Here is a 20,106-nt window from a genome sequence, read left to right as displayed (position 1 = left end):
AATAGCAGAGCTTCTCAATAACTTCGTTTTTATTTCTATAGATTTTGTCACCTGCAGGGCCCATTGTTTGGACTATCAACCATATGGCATTAATTCTCAAAACAGAGACCCTTGGCGCTGATTAACATCAGCAATTTTTGCTGCTAATCAGTTTTGCAAACTAAAGTAAGGACTTTTTTTGTATTGGCGGTAATTTTATAACGATTGTCCATGCGATAATTGGCTACCCATAGGATATCTCCATTTCCATTCACTACGATCGGAATATTTTCTTTTTCAAATAAGCTGATCTTCTTATTGATAAAAAAATCGCTCAACTTCTTCCGCCCTTCCATACCTAAAGGATAAAAGCTGTCGCCGACTTTCCATGATCGAATCGTGAGCGGGAAAACTAATACATCATAATCCAGCTTTGCAACCTCACTCGCTTTGACGATAGCTAGATCCGCAGAAACATTGGCATGAAAACAATAGTGTTTCCACTCCACAGTTGAAGTTTCGGAGGTGATTAAAGCCTCGTCGGGAGAAATAAATTCCTTTTCACGAATAAAAAGCTCATTTCTATCCAAGAGCATATGGTAGGCATCGGATTGAAAAATACGCCCAGACTCTCTCGTCCAAGCCTGTTGAAGATCACTTAGTACCGCCTTTGAGAAATTAAAAGCCGAAAATAACTCATAGAGTAAAGGCAAATTATCCATATAGGGTTCCAGGTCTTCTTTCCGAACTCCCCAGCCCTCATCTATAGGATAAAACAGCTTTCTCCGGATAGGCTCCACAAATTGCTGCAACAGCTGATAAGATTCCTTAAAATGATTGATATTCTGCTCGAAGACTATCTCAAAATCTGGCTGAAGTTTTTTAAAATGTGGGATGATATCAATTCTTATTTTATTACGCGCATATTTTGTTGAAAAGTTGGATTGATCGTCTCGATAAGCAATCCCATACATATCAACAAAATGTTCAATCTCGCTTGCTTTCAGAAAAAGTAGTGGCCGAATGATGCGTTCCCGGATAGGGAAAATACCCTGGAGTCCTTGGAGACCCGTTCCACGTGAAAGGTTCAGGAGTACCGTTTCGATATGATCGTTCAGATGCTGGGCTACTGCAATTCGATCGAACTGCAGTTCATGTCGCAATTTCTCAAACCAAGTATAGCGAAGTTCCCGGGCCGCCATTTGAATCGAAATCTGATGGTCCTTTGCGTAAGCTTTTGTATCAAAGTGCTTCACGTATATTGGAACATTATTTTCCGTTGCAAATTTCCGAACTAAAGCTTCATCCTCATCAGATTCTGTTCCCCTTAATTGAAAATTGCAATGTGCAATCGCAATAGTATACCCTGCTTTTGCAAATAAATGTGCCATTAACATCGAGTCCTTTCCCCCACTCACCGTAAGCAATATTTTATCATGAGGCATCAACAAATGCTCCTTTTCAATATAGCCCATTAGTCTTTCCAGCACATTCATAGAACAAAGTTACGGTATATTTTGTCCGAATGATAAATTCAACTCTTAAAATTTGTGAAATCCAGTGAAGTAGCAATTAAAATCCATATTTTTGCCCTTGTGAAACAATACATTTATACACTTATTGTATTTATTTTAACTGGCTTGTCGGTCCAAGCACAGAAACAGGATGAACTAAAGCTTCTTTCGTCATCCCATATTATTACTGGGAAAGACGGCAATATTTTGTTTTACCGTCCAGTCTATGAACATGTAGGTTCAACGCTATCATCAGATAGTGGCTATTTACATAAAGACAACATTGGCCGACAATTTTTTGAAGCCTTTGGAAACGTAATCATTACTCAACCCGACGGTACACAGATATTTTCCAATAAATTACATTATGAAGCAGCAATGCAGCTCGCTACGCTTACAGGCGCTGTTCGAATGGTCAGCACTAGTGGATCGGTATTAACGACCGATCATCTTGTCTACAATATGCGAAGTAAAATCGGCAATTATTACAGCGGCGGGCGTATTCTATCAGGAAGCGATACAATTACAAGCCAGCGAGCTACTTATTTCGAAAATACAGGGGAATCTTATTTCAATCAAAAAGTTGTGGTTCGATCGACCAATGTAAAAGTCTACACAGACTCCATGAAATATAATGGTAATACACGCATTACTGATTTCTATGGTCCCACGAATATCAAGGGAAATAAAGGGGAAAACCTGTATACTGAAAAAGGCCGATACCATATGGCAACGGGCCAGGCTTATTTCTCAAAAAACAACCTCTACACAGAAGGGACAAAGTTTCTTAAAGGAGACAGCCTATTCTACGATAGACAAGCGGGAATCGGTAAAGCCGTAAAAAATGTGGTCTTTGTTGATACCTTAGACAAATTTTACGCCTATGGTGGATTTGGTTTGTACAACGGGAGGAACGAATCCATTACAATGACAGACAAACCCCTGATCATTTCGGTGGTCAAAAAAGATTCAACACAAAAAGATTCTGTATCTTCTTTGTCTCCTGTCCAACAAAAATCGGAGAAAGAGCGAAAAAATGAAGCCAAGGAATTGAAGAAGATTGAAAAAGAACAAAACAAAGATGAACTCAAATCAAATAAAGCCACATCGCAAGTTGTTCTAGAAGAAAAGGAACATCCAGGTAAAAATATCAAAAGCGATAATAGTAAAACCCTTAAGGCTGATTCACAAGTCGATTCTGTTTTTATGACAGCCGACACCCTCTTCTCACAGATGATATTTCGCCGAGATTATATTGCAAAAGATTTTAAATTGAATCGTGAAGGTGGGGCTATTGAAGATGACAATGAAGTCGATTATGGTGACCAGGATTCCAGCTCAACAACAGTTGATTCTACTGGTACATCAGATAACACAAGAGTTAACCTTCACAAGGGAATAGACAGTTTGTCTAAAAAAGACAGTGACAAACCGGTTCTTGAAAAGAGCATTAAAAAAGTACAAGATACACTTATAAATAAAAAACCGATTGCACCAAAGAAAACACCAGTTATTGTCGGCGATCAAAACAAGATAGAAATTGAAAAAAACCTCAAGGCTGATAGTGTTTTGCGTAAAAAAGCGATCATCCCCAAAGGCGGTGAATCCGATAAATTGATGGGAGCAGCTTTAAAAAATGCCCAAGAGAATAGAAGAGATTCTCTCGCACAGGATACTGCTAAAACACGGATTATAAAAGCCTACTATAATGCACGATTATTTAAATCAGACTTGCAGGCTGTAGCAGATTCTATGTATTATGGTATGCAAGATTCGATGTTCAGGCTGATGGGAAAACCAATGATGTGGGCCGAAAACTCACAAATCTCCGGAGATACCATATTTTTACAGGTAAAGAATCAGAAATTGGACAATTCCTTACTCGTCGGTAATGCTTTCATGGTGAACGCAACAAGCGACTCATTAAAGTTCAATCAGATTAAGGGCCGTAAGATTACCAGCTTTTTCACCAATAACCGTATGGAACGTTTGTTTGTTGATGGCAATGCAGAAAATATCTTTTACAATATTGATGAAAAGACCAATGTAACCACTGAGCTTGTACATGATCGAAGCAGTCGTTTCAAGATCTTGATGGAAGATAATAAGTTGAAGGAATATGTATCTATCCGGAAAGTGGATGGCAAAGTCTATCCCATTGCTGAAGTCACGGCCGACAAAGAATTTCTTCCGAATTTCACCTGGCGTCCCGAAGATCGACCTAAATCAAAAGATGATTTATTAAATCGAAAAAGGGATCTTTCAAAAGCGTCATTTACGGTTCCGACTGCACCAGAAGGTGAAGAATCCGGGACAATGAAGTCTATTAAAAAAGGCGATAAAACAACGACCCCTCAAAAAGGTGCCGCTAAGAAAGCTGGTGCTACCGAAACGCTCGAGGAAGAAAAAGAGGTGGGTGCTGCAAACAATAAAACAAACGCTGTAACCAAAACAGCTAAGCCATCTGAAACAACGGATAAAGTTAGCGCTACAAAAACAAATGTAAAGACCGCAACCGACAAAGCAGCTGCGAAGTCTGACTCAACAACCAATAAATCGGCGATAATACCTGCTCAAGATAGTATTCAAACAAAAGTAAAAGCTAAATAACCGTCAATACTGAGTCGCACAAAAAAGCAGCGCAAAACAAATTGTTTTGCGCTGCTTTTTTAATTTAAGGCTATCTCCTGATCGTATCAGACGCACTCATTCCTTAGCTCAGAGAAATGAAAATTTCTATTTATAACTCAAATGAGGTAGTTATTAACCTATTTCGTTTTTAAATATGTAGCAAGTTTACCAACAGCAATCGCTCGATGGCTAATGCTATTTTTTTCTGCCGCTGTCATTTCGGCAAACGTCCTATCATAGCCATTCGGAATAAAAATGGGATCATAACCAAAGCCATCAATACCTCTACGTTCTTCAATAATTTTCCCCTCGATACTTCCTTCAAAAAAGTGCTGCTGCTCATTCAAATATAATGAAATAACTGTTTTGAATCTCGCTGTACGATTGGTGTTATCGCCTAATTTTTGTAGGACAAGATCAATATTCTTTTCCATATCCCTTGATCCCGAATAACGTGCTGAATAAACTCCCGGTTCGCCATTCAATGCATCAATTTCCAAACCTGAGTCATCTCCAAAACAGTAAAGTCCATATTTATTAACCAAATAATCTGTTTTCTGCTTGGCATTTTCCTCAAAGGTCTCTCCTGTCTCTGGAATATCATCGCTACAGTCAATATCATTTAAACTCTTAATGATAAAAGCACTTCCCACGATCGCTTGGACTTCCTCCAATTTATGGGCATTATTGGTTGCAAATACAAGTTCTAGCATCTTCTTCAAATTTAGCTTTTTGTTTGTTCTTTCTCTTTGTTGACAGTGCTCCTCACGTTCTAGTATGTTACTATCTTTCCATGAATTCACGCCCCCAAAAATAAGCATTAAACCCCAATTTTTATTCAGAACAAGTATCTGATAAAATCAGGAAACAATAAAGGTCTTAAATTCGTTCCAGAACAGCTTCTTTTTATTCACATCGACAAACATCTCTTCAAAACTGAACGTATTAAAAACCGTTGCAATACGGCCTTTCATGTAGGAATTATGTTCAATAAATGGAAGTTTCAAAGACTCGGGTTCCACACCCAACAATATAATCTTAGTCGGTTGAAAAAACTGCATAATGCGCTTAAAATCATTCGGATTATGGGGATTTGCCAAATTGAGTACCGCAACGGTCTCTTTAGTCAATTTCAAGGCACCAATTGTTTTTTCAAAAGCGTCCAATGCTGCGGGAGAAAAGTAGGGATATTGCTCGTAGCGCAATATAAATAGTATGCCCTGATCCTTATTTCCTTGATAAATAAATTCACCTCCCAATACCTCCAGATTGTCAACAGTATCGCCAACCCTGCCGGACTTAATAGCCATAGCGGCCTGCTCCGCACCTACCCCCACTGCCACATACGAGGTATCCTTCGTTGTCGAGGATGAGGGGTCAGCATATTGCACATGAGTACTGTTCTCCTCCTGTAAAGGATGTACAGACAGATCGGCTTGAAAATTAAAACCATTTCCAAAGATGGTTTCATCCATTAAGGCCTGAAGTGCAACGGGATTATCTGTTGTAAGATTGCTCATCGGGAAAAGAAATATTAAACCGTAAAGATAAAGAAGAAAAAGAGAAAAGAAAAAGGAGCGAAGAATCGCTCCTTTCTGTATGTCAAAAAGATTAGTGACCTAAGATATACGAGAAAATTAATGGCGCAACGATCGTCGCGTCAGATTCTACGATAAATTTAGGTGTATCAATATCTAATTTGCCCCAAGTGATTTTCTCGTTTGGAACAGCACCAGAGTAAGAACCATACGAAGTAGTTGAATCCGAAATCTGACAGAAATAAGCCCAGAAAGGTACTTCTTCCCATTCAAGATCCTGATACATCATCGGAACTACACAGATTGGGAAGTCACCAGAAATACCGCCTGCGATTTGGAAAAATCCAACACCTTTACCTGCGGAGTTGTTACGGTACCACTCTGTCAAGTAAATCATGTATTCGATACCCGATTTTACTGTACTTGCTTTCAATTTACCTTTTATCACATTGGAAGCGAAGATATTACCTGTCGTTGAATCTTCCCATCCCGGACATACGATCGGTAAATTTTTCTCAGCTGCTGCAACAATCCAAGAATCTTTTGGGTCGATCTCATAATATTGTTCCAACACACCTGAGTTAACAACCTGATAAAGAAACTCATGTGGTAAGTAACGCTCACCTTTAGCTTCAGCAGCATGCCAAACATCCTCGAGATGTTTTTGCAGACGACGAAAAGCTTCCTCTTCTGGAATACAAGTATCTGTAACACGATTATAGTGATTATCCAATAGCTCTCTTTCTTGCTCAGCTGTCAAATCTCTATAATTCGGAATTCTTTTGTAGTGTGAGTGTGCGACAAGGTTCATCACGTCCTCTTCCAAATTGGCACCAGTACAAGAAATAAAGTGTACTTTATCTTGACGGATCATTTCTGCTAAAGAAACACCCAATTCGGCAGTAGACATTGCACCTCCCAAAGAGATCAACATTTTTCCACCATCCAACAGATGCTCCTCGTAACCTTTTGCAGCGTCTACTAATGCAGCTGCGTTAAAGTGACGGTAATTATGCTCAATAAATTGAGAAATAGGTCCTTTTTGAGTACTCATGATATTTTCTAACTTTTATAAAATAATAAGTACCGCAAAGGTACTGAATATAATCTATTTTCGTCCCAATAGAGATTTAAAACACGTATAGACCACATTTTTTTAACAAATGTAAAAGGAATGGTATTCCTAAGTTGTGCTTATAAACGTGACACTTCTCCTTCAATCGACGTCTGTTTGATGTTTTGCTTTTTATAAAGGCCAAATGTATAGTTAAAATTTATTCCAATAATTCTTGAATCGACCACCGTTTTAGAATATATGCTGAATCCCTGCCCTAAAATCTCTCTTTTCAAAACTCGGCTATGGAACAGATCCCGTGCTGTAAGCGCAAGACTTAGCGAGTTCGAAAACTGTTTATTGACCGCCAGATGCATTTCATATAAAGGTTTTATAACCGTTTGTGCATAAAGCACATTAGTCCGGTATGAGTTTGTCCAATTTACCGTCATCTGATAAGGTAAATTTAACTGCATCATTAAATTACTCTGAAAGGACCAAAGCCCCCGATTGATCAGAAGGTCATTCAGCTCGGTGGGTATGTTTTTATAATGTATATACTGAATCTGACCAAAACCATAGATTGTCATATTTTTAACAACGGCCGTTCCCATATTCATCGAGATGGCAGCACTCTTAACACCGGCAATATTCTGATAGGTTTGCGTATAATTTTGGGCACTAAGCTGATGGACCATGGAGATGTAATTTCGATGATTGACCAAAGAAAGCCCAATATTCCATTGTTGACCATGAACATATTTAAGATCCATATTATCTGACAATTGAGCGGAAAGCTGCGCATTACCCTGATAGCTTGTGCTTGGATCGAAAAAGAAAATTGAGGGGTTTAGATCTTGATAATTTGGCCGCGATATTCTTCGTCCATAAGCTAGCTGTACTGCTTGGTCTTTATTTTTATTGATTCGATAAATACCAAAAAAAGTTGGGAACAGATTGAACATTTGTTTCCTTCCATTCACATCTCGATCTATATAGTCAATTTTCGTCTGAAACTGTGTGTATTCAGCGCGTACGCCCAATTTAATTTCCCATTGTGCAAGTTTTAGCTGAAAATCAGTATAAATCGCTTCCAGATATTCGGTTTGTTTAACCGTATTTTCTAGGCTATCATCGTTAGCCAGTGCATACTCTTTCCCCCCTTTTTGATAATGTCCATACGATTGACGTTGAGACTGAGTCGTCTGAAAGCCTGCCTCCATCGCGAATGAACCGCCTAGCGTACGTTGAAAGTCACCTCTGAAGCCAAAGAGATCAACAGAGAAGGGGTTATTCGAGCGCAAAAATTGCCGCTGCCCTTGCTGTTCAGAAAAAAAAGTGCTCGTCGTTGTCTTCAAATCCTGTTTCCTAATACTACTATATCGCAAATAATCAAAATCAAACTGCAGTGCTTTATCTTTATTTTCACCAGCAAAATCATAGTGAATATTTATACTATTTCGATGCAGGGGCTTTCTCAGATTACTGGTTGAAGAAGTAGATTTTTTCCATGTTCCATCGGCTGAAAAATCATTTTGATAGACGCCTAGCTCCTCATAATTATGATGAAGATAATTCCAGTTCATTTCAACCGAAGACAACTTGTTGATCCGATAATTCATGCCCAAACGCCCATTAAATTCCTGCGTGCTATTCGTCTCTTTATTCAGCTGTCCGATCACATAATGAACATTTTCACGATACGCAAGTTCACGCCTACGGTCAACATCAAAATAATTCGAAGAGCGTGCAACGGAAAAACTGGAGTTTAAGGTCCATTTCTTCATTCCATACTGCAGCCCCACGCCATTATTACATTTCCAAAGCCTTCCTTTTGATGCTCCTAAAAAAACATTTCCTGTTAGACCTTTCAGGACATCCTTTTTGATACGAATATCAATTACTCCACCGGCCCCTTCCGCACTCCATTTTGCTGGTGGAATGGTCATGAGATCAATGCTCTCTAAAGAGCTTGCCGGGATAGATTTTAAATAGGCGATCAAAGAGGTTCCGTTGAGATAGGTCTGCTTGCCGTTGACGGTAATCAACACGCCCGTTTTTCCCTGTAAAGAAAAATTGCCTAATTCGTCTACCTGGATACTCGGAATGGCATTTAAAACAGCCAACGTATTTCCATTCAATAAAACGGGATTGCTGTCCGTTCGAATACGGACCCGATCCAAAAGTTGCTGTTCGAGAGGCCCTGATCCCTCAACAAGCACTGTATCTATCCTCCTTGAATCGGATCCAGTATTTCGCAGCATCGTGCTGTCGATTAATTGCTGTTTAGTTTTGGGGACTATTTGCGCCGATAACAGACATGGCAATGCCATGGATAACCCTATAAGTATCCTAAACTTCATGATATCTACGAAAATTAACGCTTAGTCTTCAAAGCTTTGGTCTATAGCCTGTGCTAGTTTATGGATAAATTCAGGTTTTACGTTTTTATCAATGGCATTGATGTTCTCCAGCTCAAGGAGAAGCGCCGGTATTTTAGCACCGCGTAAAATTGCAAGCTTTGTATTTATCGCTGGAGTACCCGCAGCCAGTCCATTCTGTTGCAACATTTGGCCCAAACTAAACGCAAATTTGCGGTTAAGCTCTTCTAGCATCGTATGACTAACCCCCGACTGATATAATATTCGTATAGGAAGAGATTGTTTGCCCTTTACATTGTCGAAATGGATTGATAACAATAAATCCCCTTCAACGTTCGATCGGTCTCTGAGTAATTTATATTCATCAGCCGCTCTTGACAATACGACTTTGTGCCCCTTGCGCTCCAGCTCCTGTTTCAAAAGCAAACAGGTTTCCCAGGTCAATGATTTTTCTTCCAATCCGAAAGATGAAATACCACCCGTGTCTTTTCCTCCATGTCCGGGGTCAAGAATGATCGTTTTAGACCGATTACTTCCTTCTTTTAAAGAAGTAGAAAACCAAGTGTTCTTCGGTGGATTAATAAAAGAGTAAAATAACAGTGAAAGACCTAGTAATGGAATGGTCAATACGTACTGCCATCTTGCCTTTTTGGAGGAAGGTTTTGACATCATAACCTGTACCCGCTCCACCAACTCATGTCTATTCTTAAATAAACTACTCTGCAACCCAGTGGGACATGGCTGCTGTGTTTGAGTCAGTAGAAAACGGGCATAGCCGCTGTTACCATATCGATTGGCCAACACCTCATCAACCTGATATTCATGCAGCAAATACAGCTGTCTACGCAACCAATAAACAAATGGATTTAGCCAATAAAGGCAACGAAAAATTTCTATCAACCATTTATCCCGGCAATGGTTAAAAACAATATGCTGACGCTCATGCTCAAAAATCAATTTACCTTCTGGCGTATCGAGCTGATCCTCTTCCATAACAATGACATGCTGCACTGAACAATTCGCATAATGTCCAAAAGGAGCAACCATTGTAAATCCGTCAAATTTATACTGACTTAACTGTCCAATTCGACGGTATAAGCGGATATAGCGAAACGCAAAGCGGCACAACAATACAAAAGATACAAGCAGATAACCATAAGCAATGCCATATCCGATCGAAAAGGAGTGCCAGAAAGAATCGGCCATTTCTACTTCTGACACGAGACCACTCGCAGTTCCGATGGAATGAGTTAGTGTATTGGATTGTCCAAAAGCGAGAGCCGGACTTGCCGACGGAAGAAATAATTCGCCCAAACGTACAGTTCCAAATGGCAGAAGCAGACTCAACAAACATAAACCCAGGATAAAATAACGGTTCCATTGAAAAAATGAAAGCTGTCTGAATACCAGAAAATAAAGAACTGCCCCGATTACCAGACTGCAGTTAACTTCAAATAAATAATAAAGTAAGCTATTCATGATCTTCTTGTTTTTTGATGAGTTGTTCTATTTTCTGAATATCCTCCGCCGAAAGCTTCTTTTCTTTTACCATAAAAGAGAGTAAATTCTCTACCGAATCATCAAAATAATGATCGAGCACTCTCGAGAATGATAATTTCCGGTATTGCATCTTTGAAATCAAAGGATAATATTGGTAAGTTTTTCCGAAGGCCTTATAACCTACATACCCTTTCTTTTCCAATATTCTTACAATCGAGGAGATTGTATTATAAGGAATTGAACTGCTTGGATCCAGATACTCAATAATATCTTTGACAAAGACCTCGTTGAGTTTCCAGATCACCTGCATGACTTCCTCTTCTTTTTTTGTTAATTCTTCCATAATTTGATGCGTTGTTTATACTAATATAAAGCTATAACTTATTTTTCAGTTTTACAACTTAAAAATAAGTTACAAAACTGAAAAACAAGTTCACAGAAGGAATTCAATCAAAAAAAGGCAATTAAAACCTACTTTTTCAACAACTTAGAGAAAAACAAATAGGCCGCTATCAAAAAGATAATGATAATAATCAGGACAATAATCTCTTGTGTCCCTATTCCCCAGTTCATACTATTCATATTTTTTCAATTTAAATGATCCATTTCTCGCATTGATCTAAAAATGTCTGTTCCATATCTGCTCCGATTCCAATTTGGTCTGAGATATGTATTTTGTATCCATCATATTGAATCCCACCTATAACAGGGTCCTTCAGATGGCCAACCATACAGGTGTCCAGATCAAAAAACTTGACATTCGGTGCAGCATAAGCGAAATGTACTTTAGCTGCTAAAGCCAAGCGAGATTCCAACATCCCTCCGATCATACAAGTAATACCGTATTCCGCGGCAATATGATTAATTTTTAAGGCTTCCTGTATGCCTCCTGATTTCGAAAATTTAATATTGATATAATCGCAAGCATCCGCTTTGCAGAGACGCTCTGCGTCATGGTGAGAATAAACGGATTCATCCGCCATCACGGGAACAATTGTTTCTGCACGCAATTGCGGTAAATATTCGTCGTCCCATGTACGCATCGGTTGCTCGCAAAATTGTATCTTATAAGGTTCCAACCCCTGTAATGCTTCTAATGCCTCCTCATAAGACCAGCCTTGGTTTGCATCAACACGAATAGGCATTTCGAATCCAACAGCCTTACGTATTTCACGTATACGCGCAATATCTGTTTTTGGATCCTTTCCCAACTTAACTTTCAACATGACCGCACCTTCGCTCTGTAAACGTTTTGCTTTCAACGCCATCTCTTCTGGAGACGCAATTCCCAAGGTGATATCTGTCGTAATCTCTCGCTTCGCTCCCTTTAGAAATTGATAAAGTGGCAGACCAGCATGTTTGGCCGCCAGATCATGCAAGGCCATATCAAAAGCTGATTTGATCGTCTTGTTACCGGCGATATATAGGTCCAATTCTGCCAAACGCTCTTCTATAGCCAAAGGATCGCGCCCCTTCCAAATCTTTGCAAAATCCCGTGCCAGAACTAAACAAGTATCTTGTGTTTCTCCTACGATCATCGGAAAGGCAGAACATTCGCCCACACCATATATATTAGCATCTGTATATATACGTATAAAAGTATTTTGCGCATAATCCATCGTCCCTGTTGCGATAACAAAAGGTTCCATAGGAATGCTTAGTCGATAAATTTCAATTTCAGTTATTTTCATCTCACTCTTTAGTTAAGCCATGTCGATACAGCATAAAGGATATGCAATACTTTGCCTAATTTATATATATTCTTGCAATCTTGGGATGATTTTTCCATATCCCACAAAAAATATTGCCAAATGTTGCATTATTCAGCGATGCATCAAACTGAATTGATTGCGGCGAATATCAAATACAATATCGGCAATAAAACATATCAAAAGAAATGATAAAATCAAACTAAATACATTTTCATTATAATATTTATAATATTTCCGTTTTTTATTCCTATATTAGCAATGTATAATATTTGAAAAGGAAAGATGATTCAACAAAGACCGAAAACGGAGGGCCTCTACGACCCTAATTTTGAGCATGACGCCTGTGGGGTAGGCTTTGTCGCCCATATCAAAGGGAATAAATCACACGCACAAGTAAAAGATGCATTAACCATGTTGGAGAATATGGAGCACCGTGGTGCTTGTGGCTGTGACCCAGAAAGCGGTGATGGAGCGGGTATCATGATCCAGCTTCCCCATGAATTTTTATGGGAAGAATGTATCAACTTGGGTATACAATTGGAAGAGCCAGGTTATTATGGCACAGGTATGGTCTTTCTTCCAAAAGAAGAAGACATGAACAAAATATGTCGGGATTTGATTGAGGAAGCGGCAGCAGAAAGGGGTATGAAATTCCTTGGCTACCGTCCAGTACCAGTCAATCGTGAAGGTATTGGACCAACAGCGCTCAGTGCAGAACCTGAAATAGTCCAATTTTTTGTTAGCAGACCGGACGGCGTTTCAAACACTGAAGAATTTGAACGCAAACTTTTTGTACTACGTCGCCTGATCATTCAAAAAGTTAAACAACAACAAGAATACCCTCTCCCCCTTTACTTTGCATCGCTTTCTTGCAAAACAATTATTTACAAAGGTCAATTAACAACATACCAGGTCGGAACTTATTATCTTGATTTACGCGATCCTCGTGTGGTATCTGCTTTTGGCTTAGTTCACTCGCGCTTTTCCACCAATACTTTTCCTTCATGGTCCCTCGCTCAGCCATTCCGTATGCTGGCACACAATGGCGAGATCAATACATTGACAGGTAACCTGAATTGGTTTTACGCAGGTATGCGCGCTTTATCATCGCCGTATTTTACGGAAGAAGAGATGGAAATCTTACTTCCTATTGTTGACCGCGGTCAGTCAGATTCTGCCTGCCTTGACAATGTAGCCGAACTTCTTTTACATAGCGGACGTAGTCTCACCCATGTGATGTTGATGTTGGTCCCTGAGGCCTGGGATGGCAATACGCAAATGGATCCTTTAAAACGTGCTTTCTACGAATATCACGCAACCTTGATGGAGCCTTGGGATGGTCCTGCAGCACTCTGCTTCACCGATGGCAAGCATATTGGTGCTACATTAGACCGCAACGGCTTACGCCCGCTACGTTATGCCGTAACCTCAGACGACCGCGTCGTTGTTGCTTCTGAAGCAGGGGCACTTCCGATCGAGGAGTCTACCATCATCAAAAAAGGCCGTCAACAAGCAGGCAAGATTTTCCTTGTCGACATGGAACAAGGCCGTATCCTCACCGATAACGAAGTAAAAGATCAATTGATCAACCAACAGCCTTATAGTGATTGGTTGGACAACTATAAAATTAAGCTAGAAGAACTGGAAGAACCTCGTGTAACCTACACCTATCTTTCCAAAGATTCTGTTTTCAAATATCAAAAGACATTTGGTTTCTCCCGCGAGGATCTAGAAACCATCCTGACCCCAATGGCATTGACAGGATACGAACCAACAGGCTCCATGGGGTCCGATGTTCCGCTAGCCATTCTTTCCGATCAACCACAGCATATTTCAAGTTATTTTAAGCAATTTTTTGCCCAAGTAACCAACCCACCGATCGATCCGATTCGCGAACGCTTGGTCATGAGTTTAGCAACATTTATCGGTAACGCAGGCAATATCCTAATCGAAGACAAGAAATTCTGTCACTGTGTAACCTTACCGCATCCGATCCTGACCTCCAAAGAACTGGAGAAATTGCGTTCGATCGATACAGGATTGTTCCAAGCAAAAACCATCCAGTCTTACTTCCGCTCAGATGGTAAACCTGGATCATTGGAAGCCGGTCTGGAACGCTTGTGCCGCTATGCGGATGATGCTGTACGTGATGGTTTTGAAGTACTCATTCTTTCGGATCGTGCGATTGACTCCAAACATGCAGCTATACCTTCATTACTTGCTGTTTCGGCAGTCCATCACCACTTGATCAAAACAGGTAATCGTGGTGCTGTAGGCCTAGTGGTCGAAGCCGGTGATGCTTGGGAAGTACACCATTTTGCCTGCCTATTGGCATTCGGTGCCACTGCGATCAATCCTTATATGGCCTTGGCAAGTATCCGTACCATGAAGGAACAAAACACCTTGGATACCGAACTGACTTGGCCTGAACTATCCAAAAATTACGTCAAAGCCGTTAACAATGGTTTGTTGAAAATTTTCTCCAAAATGGGGATCTCCACATTGCAATCCTACCACGGTGCACAGATCTTTGAGGTACTTGGTATTGACAAGTCCGTTGTCGATAAATTCTTTTGCGGAGCTGTCTCACGTATCGGCGGTATGACTTTGGATGATCTGGCTAAAGAAGCTCTTTCAAAACATTGGCGCGGATTTGAAAAAAGCCGTACTCCACAAAATCTATTGCCAGAAGGCGGTATTTATCAATGGAAGCGTCGTGGTGAAGGCCACCTTTGGAATCCAGACACGATTCACCTATTGCAACAAGCCTGTCGCACTGGCGATTATGCGACCTATAAAAAATACGCGCAGAAAATCAATGAGCAAAAAGAACACATGTTTACCCTTCGCGGATTGTTGGACTTTGCAAAACATCGCAATTCTATTCCATTGGAGCAAGTAGAACCTGCTAGTGAAATTCTAAAACGTTTCGCAACCGGTGCGATGTCTTTTGGATCAATTTCCCACGAAGCGCATAGCACCCTTGCCATCGCCATGAACCGCATCGGCGCAAAATCGAACACCGGTGAAGGCGGCGAAGATGAATTGCGTTATCAACCGCTTCCAAATGGAGATTCTATGCGCTCGGCAATAAAACAGGTTGCCTCGGCTCGTTTTGGTGTTACTTCCAACTATCTGACACAAGCAGACGAACTACAAATCAAAATGGCGCAAGGTGCCAAACCGGGAGAAGGAGGTCAATTACCCGGCCCCAAAGTGGATGCCTGGATTGCAAAAACCAGACACTCTACACCGGGTGTCGGTCTAATTTCACCACCACCCCATCACGATATTTACTCCATCGAAGATTTAGCGCAGCTGATCTTTGACCTAAAGAATGCTAACCGTCAAGCAAGAATCAACGTAAAGTTGGTCTCTAAAGCGGGTGTTGGTACCATTGCTGCCGGAGTGGCGAAGGCCCATGCCGACGTGATTCTTATCGCAGGTTTTGATGGTGGTACAGGTGCATCCCCGATCAGTTCAATCAAACACGCTGGATTGCCTTGGGAATTAGGGCTTGCAGAAGCGCATCAGACACTTGTTAAAAACAAATTGCGCAGTCGCGTTGTGTTGCAGGCGGACGGTCAGGTAAAAACAGGTCGTGACATCATCATCGCCACACTATTGGGCGCTGAGGAATGGGGCGTATCTACAGCAGCATTGGTTGCCGGTGGCTGTATCATGATGCGTAAATGCCACTTGAATACATGCCCTGTGGGTGTTGCAACGCAAGATCCAGAACTGCGTAAATTATTCTCTGGAAAACCAGAAGATATTGTCAACTTATTTACCTTCCTAGCAGAGGAAGTCCGTGAAACGATGGCTTATCTTGGCTTCCGCACCATCAACGAGATGGTCGGGCGGGCTCAGTTCTTAAAGAAACGGGAAAATATAGACCATTGGAAAGCTAAGAAAATTGATTTCACAGACATTCTACATGTGGAACGCAACGAGCCTGGACAATCGTTATACAATACCGAAGAGCAGGATCACGGTATGGCCATGATTTTGGATTGGGGCTTATTAAAACAATCCAAGTTGGCTTTAGAAAGCAAAACGCCTGTATTTGGCACATTTAAAGTAAAAAACACAGACCGTACCATCGGAACCATGCTGTCCAATGAAATTTCAAAACTTTATGGTTCAGAAGGTCTTCCAGACAATACCATCAATTTCAAATTTGAAGGTTCTGCCGGACAGAGTTTTGGTGCATTTTCAACGAAAGGTCTTTCATTTGAATTACAAGGTGAAGCCAATGACTATGTTGGAAAAGGACTATCAGGAGCTCAGTTAGCCATCTATCCAGTTGCAGAAAGTGCTCTAATACCGGAAGATAATATCATTATTGGCAACGTTGCACTATTTGGAGCAACATCTGGGCATCTATTCGTCAACGGACAGGCCGGTGAACGCTTCGCCGTACGTAACTCTGGTGCAACAGCTGTAGTTGAAGGTGTTGGTGACCATGGCTGTGAGTACATGACAGGGGGGCGTGCGCTGATCTTGGGTGCTACAGGTCGTAACTTTGCTGCCGGAATGAGCGGTGGTATTGCGTGGATCTACGACATTAATGAAGATTTCCGCGAAAACTGTAATCAGGAAATGGTCGATCTGGATCCATTGGAAAGTGAAGACGAAACCGCAATTATCGCCTTACTGAAACGTCATATCTTGCTCACCAATAGCCGTAGAGCAGATTTTATACTACAAAATTGGTCAAGAGAAAAAAATAAATTCATTAAGGTATTCCCGAGAGAATACAAAAATGTCATTCGTCAAAAATTAGTTGAAGCATAATATAGGAAGCACAGATCATGGGAAAAATTACAGGTTTTAAAGAATTTGAGCGCGTGCTTCCAACAAAAGAAGCTGTTGAAGGTCGCGTACAGCACTATAAAGAATTCAATAAAGGGTATTCTGAGAACGAGCTCAATAAGCAGGCCGCGCGCTGCATGGACTGCGGTATTCCATTTTGTCATTCAGGCTGTCCACTGGGCAATGTCATCCCTGAATTTAACGATGCCGTATACGATGGAAAATGGGAAGAGGCCTATCAGATTTTGTCCTCCACCAATAACTTCCCTGAATTTACAGGTAGAATATGTCCGGCACCATGCGAATCAGCCTGTGTACTTGGTATACATAGTACTCCGATCACTATCGAGGAGATCGAAAAACATATTATCGAGATTGCTTTTAAAAAGGGTTATGTCAAAGCACATAAAAGTTATTTAAAAACAGGCAAACGCGTCGCCGTCGTGGGCTCCGGTCCAGCCGGACTAGCGGCTGCTGCTCAGCTCAATAAAGCAGGACACGATGTTGTTGTTTTCGAACGTGATGATCAGGTTGGAGGATTACTCCGCTACGGTATTCCGGATTTTAAATTAGAAAAATCGGTGATCGATCGCCGTGTCAATCTCCTGAAAGAATCGGGAATAGAATTCAAGGTGAATACAGAAGTTGGCAAAGACATCAGCTTTTATGAATTAAAAGCTTATGATGCTGTTATATTGGCAACAGGCTCTACCGTTCCATGGCACATGCAATTACCAGGGCATGAAGCTAAAGGCATACATTTTGCTATGGACTTTCTGACCCAGCAAAATAAAGAAGTAAGTGGAATTGCTATCGAACAAGACCGCATCCTGGCAACAGACAAGCATGTTGTTGTCATCGGTGATGGTGATACCGGATCAGACTGTATTGGTACATCCAATCGTCATCGTGCAAAAAGTATCACACAGATTGCCCGCAAACCTACACCTTCTAAACAACGTCTAAAGAACAATCCTTGGCCAATGGACAAGCTCACATTCGGAACCTCCTCTTCTCAGGAAGAAGGCTGTGAAAGACTTTGGGCTACAGAAACGCAAGAATTTGTTAAAGATGAAGATGGCCATATCAAAGCTATAAAAATCAAAGAGGTTCAATACGAAGTTGATGAATTTGGAAAAAGAACCCGCTTAGGAGAATCCGAGATCCGTGAAATACCAGCAGACCTCGTCTTATTGGCTATTGGTTATCAACACACTGAACATACGCTCCTAGAACAATTGGGTGTACGTGTCGATGAAAAAGGAAATATCCTTGCAAATGATAAAGACTACCAAACGACAATTGATAATATCTTCACTGCTGGAGATTGCCGTAAAGGCCAGTCGCTTGTTGTTTGGGCCATCTCTGAAGGACGCGAATGTGCTCGAAAAGTAGACGAATACTTAATGGGGTATTCAGAGCTTGAAAGCAAGGACTTCCTGGCAACAATAAATGCTTAAAAGAAGGAAGTTCTCAATAGAGAGATCATACCAGTGATATGCTAAGCTACGTTTAGACTTCGTAACAAGGATAAAAGCTTGGACAGCACAAAACATAAAAAGGTCCGTTGAGAATTCAACGGACCTTTTTATAATTAATAGTTAGCCACTATTTCAATGGATCCTTAAGTTTAACAAAATAAATACTGTTTTTGTCCACGGTCTTTATATAAGGTAATATTTTCGTCGCATAAAAACCTTTTCCCGTTACCCCAAAATCATCATCATTACATACCGCGATCAGAGATTGATTAATGACAGCCAGGCCCTCAGCTTTATCATGCGGATACAATTCCTTGATATCCGTCATTAAATCGGCGACCAATGTCTTATTGACTGGTTTAATATTATATTTTGTCAATGTAGCCGCGTCTTTGAGTTCCTCCACAGTTTTACCATCAAATAATTTCCCCGTTGCCGTATTATTCGCATCTGAGATATCTGTTGCGCCAGAAAGATCTATTTTATAAATCTTCTTAAATACAGTAGAACGAGTTTTTTCTGTCGCGTATTCCCCGTCACGTTCCAATACAATAAATGTTGAATTGCTCACGGCAGCGATTTCACTTACTGCCTGCAAATCGGTACGCTCCATCATATAGACATATTGTTTCGTGACGCCGCTCGCAATATCCAGCGTAACAATACGGATTGCCAATGAATTTTTAATCGCATCTTTAGATGGATTATAAAGTGGAAATTGCATAATTCCGACCAGTGTTTTACCATCTGGTGTAAGTGTCAATCCTTCCATTCCACGATTAGGACGACGTTTGGCAAATACCAAAGGCAACTTTTTACCCGTAGACCACGGATTGATCCGCTCTATTTCCTTTCCCGAAGCGTCAAAATGAACGATATGTGGTCCGTATTCGTCACTGACCCACCAAGAACCATCCGCCGCTCTCGCTAGTCCCTCTGAATCGATTCCATCCTCACTTTTCCCTAGATCATTACCATCAACCCCCAATGCTTTTTCCCCAGAACCACCTTTCCCTTCTGGATTTGGTAGACCATTCAATTTCACACCATCTTTATTTTTCAATTCGATAACAGATTCCAATGTTAGCGTATTGTCTTTTAATCTGAATTTACCGATCTGCGGTGTAAATGTTGGCGAAGCAAATACTTTACTATCATTTTCCGTCCCATCAATATTTGGTCCCCTATCCGTTAAAAGATAAAATATAGATTTATCAGTAGGATCTTGAGCCATCGATGATCCATAACCCCCATTATACACTTTTACTCCATTAACATCAATCAATACTTTGGGATCTGTTGCTATGGCCTTTTCGGGATAGGTCAGTTCAATCGGATCAGTAATCTGCGATACGTCATCTTTACTACATGAAGCACATAATAGGGCCAACGTCAATACACTGTATATTTTTTTCATCTGTCTAAATTTTTCAAATAATGCTTACTGTTATCCATATTCCGGACACGTTCAACTAGTTAAATTTCATCCTTATCGTCTTGC

The 20,106-nt window shown here is 40.7% G+C and carries 12 protein-coding genes; 3 read left to right on the top strand and 9 right to left on the bottom strand.

All coding sequences use genetic code 11. From position 1 onward, the window contains the following. Nucleotides 1-143: 143 nt before the first annotated feature. A complete protein-coding gene (gene tilS, locus B3P16_RS15530) occupies nucleotides 144-1,475 on the bottom strand; it encodes a tRNA lysidine(34) synthetase TilS (protein ID WP_112373792.1) in 1,332 nt (443 codons plus the stop codon). 54 nt (nucleotides 1,476-1,529) lie between these two features. On the opposite strand from tilS, the gene B3P16_RS15525 reads away from it, so the two are divergent. Then, nucleotides 1,530-4,103: an OstA-like protein gene (locus tag B3P16_RS15525; protein WP_286843483.1), complete on the top strand. Its 2,574-nt coding sequence runs from the start codon at nucleotides 1,530-1,532 to the stop codon at nucleotides 4,101-4,103. 158 nt (nucleotides 4,104-4,261) lie between these two features. Here the strand turns inward: B3P16_RS15525 and B3P16_RS15520 are convergent, their stop codons facing one another. The 7 genes from B3P16_RS15520 to B3P16_RS15490 all read right to left on the bottom strand — a co-directional run bounded on the left by B3P16_RS15520 (nucleotide 4,262) and on the right by B3P16_RS15490 (nucleotide 12,288). Then, a complete protein-coding gene (locus B3P16_RS15520) occupies nucleotides 4,262-4,837 on the bottom strand; it encodes a non-canonical purine NTP diphosphatase (protein ID WP_112374049.1) in 576 nt (191 codons plus the stop codon). Nucleotides 4,838-4,984: 147 nt separating this feature from the next. Further along, nucleotides 4,985-5,644 (bottom strand): hypothetical protein, encoded by a 660-nt coding sequence (locus B3P16_RS15515; protein WP_286843481.1) that lies wholly within the window; start codon nucleotides 5,642-5,644, stop codon nucleotides 4,985-4,987. A gap of 91 nt (nucleotides 5,645-5,735) precedes the next feature. Next, complete coding sequence (locus B3P16_RS15510) at nucleotides 5,736-6,716, bottom strand: deoxyhypusine synthase family protein (RefSeq protein WP_046674101.1); 981 nt, start codon at nucleotides 6,714-6,716, stop codon at nucleotides 5,736-5,738. Nucleotides 6,717-6,856: 140 nt separating this feature from the next. After that, nucleotides 6,857-9,049, bottom strand: a complete 2,193-nt coding sequence (locus B3P16_RS15505) for an outer membrane beta-barrel family protein (protein ID WP_286843479.1) — start codon at nucleotides 9,047-9,049, stop codon at nucleotides 6,857-6,859. A 51-nt stretch (nucleotides 9,050-9,100) separates the two neighbouring features. After that, nucleotides 9,101-10,576 (bottom strand): N-acetylmuramoyl-L-alanine amidase, encoded by a 1,476-nt coding sequence (locus B3P16_RS15500; RefSeq protein ID WP_286843478.1) that lies wholly within the window; start codon nucleotides 10,574-10,576, stop codon nucleotides 9,101-9,103. After that, a complete protein-coding gene (locus B3P16_RS15495) occupies nucleotides 10,569-10,940 on the bottom strand; it encodes a BlaI/MecI/CopY family transcriptional regulator (protein ID WP_070560671.1) in 372 nt (123 codons plus the stop codon). The genes B3P16_RS15500 and B3P16_RS15495 overlap by 8 nt, the downstream gene beginning before the upstream one ends. A gap of 250 nt (nucleotides 10,941-11,190) precedes the next feature. Beyond that, nucleotides 11,191-12,288: a mandelate racemase/muconate lactonizing enzyme family protein gene (locus B3P16_RS15490; protein WP_286767342.1), complete on the bottom strand. Its 1,098-nt coding sequence runs from the start codon at nucleotides 12,286-12,288 to the stop codon at nucleotides 11,191-11,193. A 303-nt stretch (nucleotides 12,289-12,591) separates the two neighbouring features. Here B3P16_RS15490 and gltB point away from each other — a divergent pair, with 303 nt between their 5' ends. Beyond that, nucleotides 12,592-17,106 carry a glutamate synthase large subunit gene (gltB, locus tag B3P16_RS15485; RefSeq protein ID WP_286843476.1) on the top strand — a complete coding sequence of 1,505 codons (4,515 nt, stop codon included), beginning with the start codon at nucleotides 12,592-12,594 and terminating at the stop codon, nucleotides 17,104-17,106. A gap of 17 nt (nucleotides 17,107-17,123) precedes the next feature. After that, nucleotides 17,124-18,584 carry a glutamate synthase subunit beta gene (locus B3P16_RS15480; protein WP_070560674.1) on the top strand — a complete coding sequence of 487 codons (1,461 nt, stop codon included), beginning with the start codon at nucleotides 17,124-17,126 and terminating at the stop codon, nucleotides 18,582-18,584. Between the two features lie 148 nt (nucleotides 18,585-18,732). Here B3P16_RS15480 and B3P16_RS15475 read toward each other — a convergent pair whose 3' ends face one another. Further along, on the bottom strand, nucleotides 18,733-20,022 hold the full coding sequence (locus B3P16_RS15475; RefSeq protein WP_286843475.1) for an esterase-like activity of phytase family protein: 1,290 nt from the start codon (nucleotides 20,020-20,022) through the stop codon (nucleotides 18,733-18,735). Nucleotides 20,023-20,106: the final 84 nt, after the last annotated feature.

The sequence above is a fragment of the Sphingobacterium sp. UBA7631 genome (genome assembly GCF_002483935.1).
Taxonomy (GTDB): domain Bacteria; phylum Bacteroidota; class Bacteroidia; order Sphingobacteriales; family Sphingobacteriaceae; genus Sphingobacterium; species Sphingobacterium multivorum.
Note: the sequence above shows the minus strand (reverse complement) of the source record. Positions and strands in the feature narration are given on the sequence as shown.